We start from the raw sequence: 4,601 nt of genomic DNA on the forward strand, positions 1-4,601 counted from the left end.
TACATTTTTATTATGGGTGAGCAAGCCGGACATCATATTATTCAGGTTTTATGGTGATTTCTCCTACCATACCTGCTTCTGTATGTCCAGGAATTGAACAATGAAGTTCGTAGGTTCCGGGTTTCATTGGCACAAATACCCACTCAGCTTCACCAGTCGGTTTTAGTTCCAGTTCATGGATTGCTCCTTTTACCTCTACTTTGGCGGCTTCAACTTTTTGCGTCCAACTCGCATCAGCGAAGTCTTTGGCGGTGAAGTAGTGCTTTTGGGGACTGGGATTATCCAGTAACAGTTTATAGCGTTTACCTGCGACAAACTCAAATTGGTTGGGGAAGAACTTCAATTCATCGGCTGAATTGCCCAAACTAACATTGACCTCTATAGCTGGAGTCGCCGCCACTGCGGGTAAGCAAAAGGCGTTCAACCCCAGAATCAATCCAACTAGCGCCGTTAAGCCCCAATGGAACCATCGATGTTGCCATTGGTAATTTAAAGACATTTTTCGTGGCATTCTACTATTTAAACCTAAATTCCCCAGGTTAAATTGTAGTACAAACAAAACAAATACAGGTATAAGTAGGTAGGCACTATACACGTTAGCGGTGCAGATCGTCATTAAGGGTTTTAAGCAAGATCCCTGACTTCTTGGAGAAGTCAGGGATCTGTCTGTGTAGAAAGGTCACAGCAAACCTTGATTATTATTTCGCTGATTTAGGTGATAAGTTCGACAACTTGCTATCTTCGCTAGCCGCCTGATCAGCATTAGGTAAGGGGTCTTGCTTGGCGGAAATGTGAGACCATGCTCCCTTGTATCCATCCACAAGGTGACTGGGCCAATCAGATACATCAGCATCTTCGAGGGACTTGTCCCCAGAAAACACCGCATTGATCTCTTGATATATAGACCATTTATCGGGAAGATCAGACTGTTCAAAAATAGCGTTAACTGGGCATTCTGGCACACAACTACCGCAGTCAATACACTCGCTAGGATTGATCACCAGCGCATTTTCTCCCTCGTAAAAGCAATTAACGGGACAAATCTCTACACAGTCTGTGTACTTGCACTTAACGCAAGGGTCAGCAACAACATAAGCCATGTTAATCATCCTCTTTGAATCAACATATCAATATTATAGGTTCAAAGAATTCAACCTTAATTGATAGGTATATGGCACTCTAAATAGGATGTCACAATTGAAAAGCTTAAAACCCAGGTCTACCAAGGCTCTCGTTTTTGGAAATTGCTACAACCTATTTAGAATTTATCAAAAAATAATATTTATGTGTTTGTATGAATTTTTTTATCAATCATTACTCATTCGTTATTAGATTTCAATAAACGCTTCATATTAAACTGGACTTTCTATCACATCAATTTTCTGAACCAGCCGTGACGATTACCAGATTATCAGGATGGAGTAATTCCTTCGCCGCCTGATTGACTTGTTCTAAGCTAACGGCTTCAATGTGATGGATAAATTCCCGCAGTTCATCGGTGGTTAACCCGTAGACTTGATTGTCGAGAATGGTTTGGGCTAAGTTGTCGGGATGGGCAAGTGTGACTGGATATTGGCTGGTAATTGAGCGTTTAGCTGTGGCTACTTCAGTCGCTGTAACCCCTTGCTCCTGGATCTGTTGCAGTAAAGTAATGGTATTCGCGATCGCAGGTTGAGTATCTTCCGGGGCGGTTTGCATTTCAATCACAAAGGAACCATCGTAAATCCCTGTCTGAAAGTAGCTGTAAATCCCATAAGTTAAGCCTAAGCGATCGCGGATCACGCTTCCTAATCGACTGGCTAGGGTATCGCCGCCGATGATTTGATTGAGAACTAATCCAGCATAATATCGCGGATCAGTGCGATTCATCGCGTCGCTTCCCATCAAGGTGACGGATTGGGATTTTCCGGGTAAGCGTCGATTCACTTGCACGGTGCTAGGGGGGAGTTGAACCGCTGGAACGGTTAACTGAGGCGGCTTTCTGCTGGCTGTCCAACTGCCAAATTCTTGTTCGAGGAGCGATCGCACTTGCTGGGGGTTAAAGTCGCCAACCATCGCCAGGATGGTGCGATCAGGACGATAATAGGTCTGATAGAATTGCACCACATCATCACGAGTAATTTGCTTTAAGCTTTCAGATGTCGGGAAACTGTGAAAAGGATGAGTCTCTGGATAAAGAGTTTGGGCTAAGGTACGCTGTGCAAGAGTTGCCGGATCATCGAGTTCAATTTGCAGATCGGTTAATGCCCGTTGACGGCTTAATTCCAGTTGATCCGTCGGAAATGTCGCCCGTTGCAAAACATCACTGACGATGGGAATTAAAGAAGACAGATCAGTAGACAGCGCACTGGCACTGATAAATGTACCTTCCCGCACTGTATAAAAGTCTAAATTAATTCCCCGATCTTCTACACCTTGGGCAAGGGTCAATGCATCCTGAGTCTGAGTTCCATTCATCAGGTTTTCCGCCGTGAGTTCGGCTACACCGGACTTTTGAGGGGGATCATTTGCCCTACCTGCTGGAATATATCCAGTTAGGGTTACTGTAGGCGTACTGCGATCGCGCAAAAGTAGCACCTGCATTCCTGACTGTAGCGTAAATCGTTCGGGTAGGGGTTGGTTTGTCGCCAAGGTTGAATCAGAAACCACAGGGGGCAAATACTGGGCGACTGCTGCGGGTTCGGCTGGAGACTCGGCATAAAAATGTTCAGTCGTTTTACTAAAACTACCGATACCGCGACTCGGTTCATCCTGAATCTGAGTCGGTTTAAACAAGCCAACAGTACGCTGTTTAGGAGTAAGGTACTGTTGGCTAACGCGCTGCACGTCTTGGCTAGAGATTTTGGCGACGGCGGCTAAATAGCGATCGGTGAAACGATAATCCCCGGCTGTGGTGTGATCTGCCCCCAGTTGGAATCCTTGACTGGTGACATCGCGGTTTTCGAGAATCAATTCGGCTTTAAGTTGAGCTTTGGCGCGGTTGAGTTCAGCATCTGTTACACCTTGGCTTTGTAAAGATGAGATCGCCTCTTGGAGAACCTGTGCGATCGCGTTAAGATCTTCACCTGGATCAGTTGTAACAAAAAGAGCATACCAGCCCTTATCCCGGAAATTCACCGCATATCCCCCCGCATCACTTGCCAATCCAGACTCGACTAAAGCCTGATAGATGCGAGAACTCCGCCCTGATGTCAGAATATAATCCATCACATCAATAGCGGCAACATCAGGGTGAGTAACATTCGGGAGAGGATAAACCACCTGCACCAGCGCTGCACTACCCGGTTGTTCCAAAATTACCAAATTCTTCTCCGCTTCCCCTAGAAGGGCGGGTTTAGTCAAGGTATCGGTTTGACGCCCTAAGTTATCGGTCAAACCCGCCCCTACACCCCTATCTCCCAGACGTTCCACCGGAACGTCTCTACAACACCCATCTTCCCCAGGCTGATGTGCATCAATTGTGCCAAAATGTTGGTTCACCGCCTTCAACACCGCATCCGTTTCAAAATCACCAACAATAATCACAGTGGCATTGTCAGGACGGTAATAGGTGCGATAGTAATCTTTAACCTGTTCCAGAGTAAAACGTTCTACATCCTCCTTCGTTCCCCCAACAGGTAATCCATAAGCATGATTAGGAAAAACCTGGCGCATAACCGCACTATCGAGGCGATATTCTGGGTCATTTTCATACCCTTCTAACTCTGAGATCACCACCCCTTTCTCCGTCGCGAGTTGTTCGCTATTAATCTGGGTATTTTGCATCCGATCAGCTTCTAGAATCAGCAGGGCTTCTAGTTTATCGCGCTTCACGGTGTTGTAATATGCCGTTTGGTCGTAACTGGTAAAGGCATTGGAGTCCGCCCCTAAAGCACTCAGCAGGCGACCAAATTGAATCGGGCGATTAGTCGTTCCTTTAAACATTAAATGTTCGAGCTGGTGCGAGATTCCATTTAATCTTGGCGGTTCATCCCGTGATCCAACTTTATACCACACCTGGACGGTGACAACAGGGGCAGAATGGACTTCTTTGGTGAGAACAGTTAAACCGTTGTCCAATACGGTTTTATGCACCGTTTCAGTGAGAGACAATGAGGAATCAGAATTGGTGTTGGGTAGAGGAGTTTGACTCAAAGTTGCTGTATTAGAGAAAAGTAGCACGGCGCTAAGGCAGAGGCTAAACAGGAGAAGGGGCAAGAAATAGCGATTTAGAAGATGAAACCCAGGCATACGGTTAATGCTACTGCTCCTTTGATTTAAGTATTGTACCCTCTAGAGGAACTTCAGAGAATCCGAGAAGCCGAAACCCCCGGTATCCCGTAGGGTGGGCATTACCCACCAACCTTGTAGGGGCGACCCGCCGGATTTAATTAACACCATCCAACCTTTAATTATATCGGGTCGCCCTCCGGTGGATATTGGCAATATCTAATACGACATTGATATCAGGTCGCCCTCCGGTGGATATTGGTAATATCTAATACAATATTGATGTCGGGGCGAGTCGAGATAAGTTAATTCTTCCTCCGCACATTGATGCTGGGGCGAGTCGAGATAAGTTAATTCTCCCTCCGCACATTGATGCAGCGACTCGCCCCTAC

Annotated in this window: 3 protein-coding genes; all 3 read right to left on the minus strand. The window is 46.1% G+C overall.

Annotation, left to right across the window (positions count from 1 at the left end):
- Window positions 1–37: 37 nt before the first annotated feature.
- The 3 genes from ACLFWI_RS27300 to ACLFWI_RS27310 all read right to left on the minus strand — a co-directional run bounded on the left by ACLFWI_RS27300 (window position 38) and on the right by ACLFWI_RS27310 (window position 4,161).
- Window positions 38–511 (minus strand): plastocyanin/azurin family copper-binding protein, encoded by a 474-nt coding sequence (locus tag ACLFWI_RS27300; RefSeq protein WP_446415543.1) that lies wholly within the window; start codon window positions 509–511, stop codon window positions 38–40.
- Between the two features lie 187 nt (window positions 512–698).
- Window positions 699–1,100 carry a 4Fe-4S dicluster domain-containing protein gene (locus tag ACLFWI_RS27305; RefSeq protein ID WP_446415544.1) on the minus strand — a complete coding sequence of 134 codons (402 nt, stop codon included), beginning with the start codon at window positions 1,098–1,100 and terminating at the stop codon, window positions 699–701.
- Window positions 1,101–1,374: 274 nt separating this feature from the next.
- On the minus strand, window positions 1,375–4,161 hold the full coding sequence (locus ACLFWI_RS27310) for a M16 family metallopeptidase (protein WP_446415545.1): 2,787 nt from the start codon (window positions 4,159–4,161) through the stop codon (window positions 1,375–1,377).
- Between the last annotated feature and the right edge of the window lie 440 nt (window positions 4,162–4,601).

The organism is Coleofasciculus sp., assembly GCF_046539235.1.
GTDB lineage: Bacteria > Cyanobacteriota > Cyanobacteriia > Cyanobacteriales > Coleofasciculaceae > Coleofasciculus.

Excerpts from the sequence above, each read along its gene's own strand:
- ACLFWI_RS27305 (WP_446415544.1), bottom strand. The coding sequence starts at position 1,100 with ATGGCTTATGTTGTTGCTGACCCTTGCGTTAAGTGCAAGTACACAGAC.
- ACLFWI_RS27300 (WP_446415543.1), bottom strand. The coding sequence starts at position 511 with ATGCCACGAAAAATGTCTTTAAATTACCAATGGCAACATCGATGGTTC.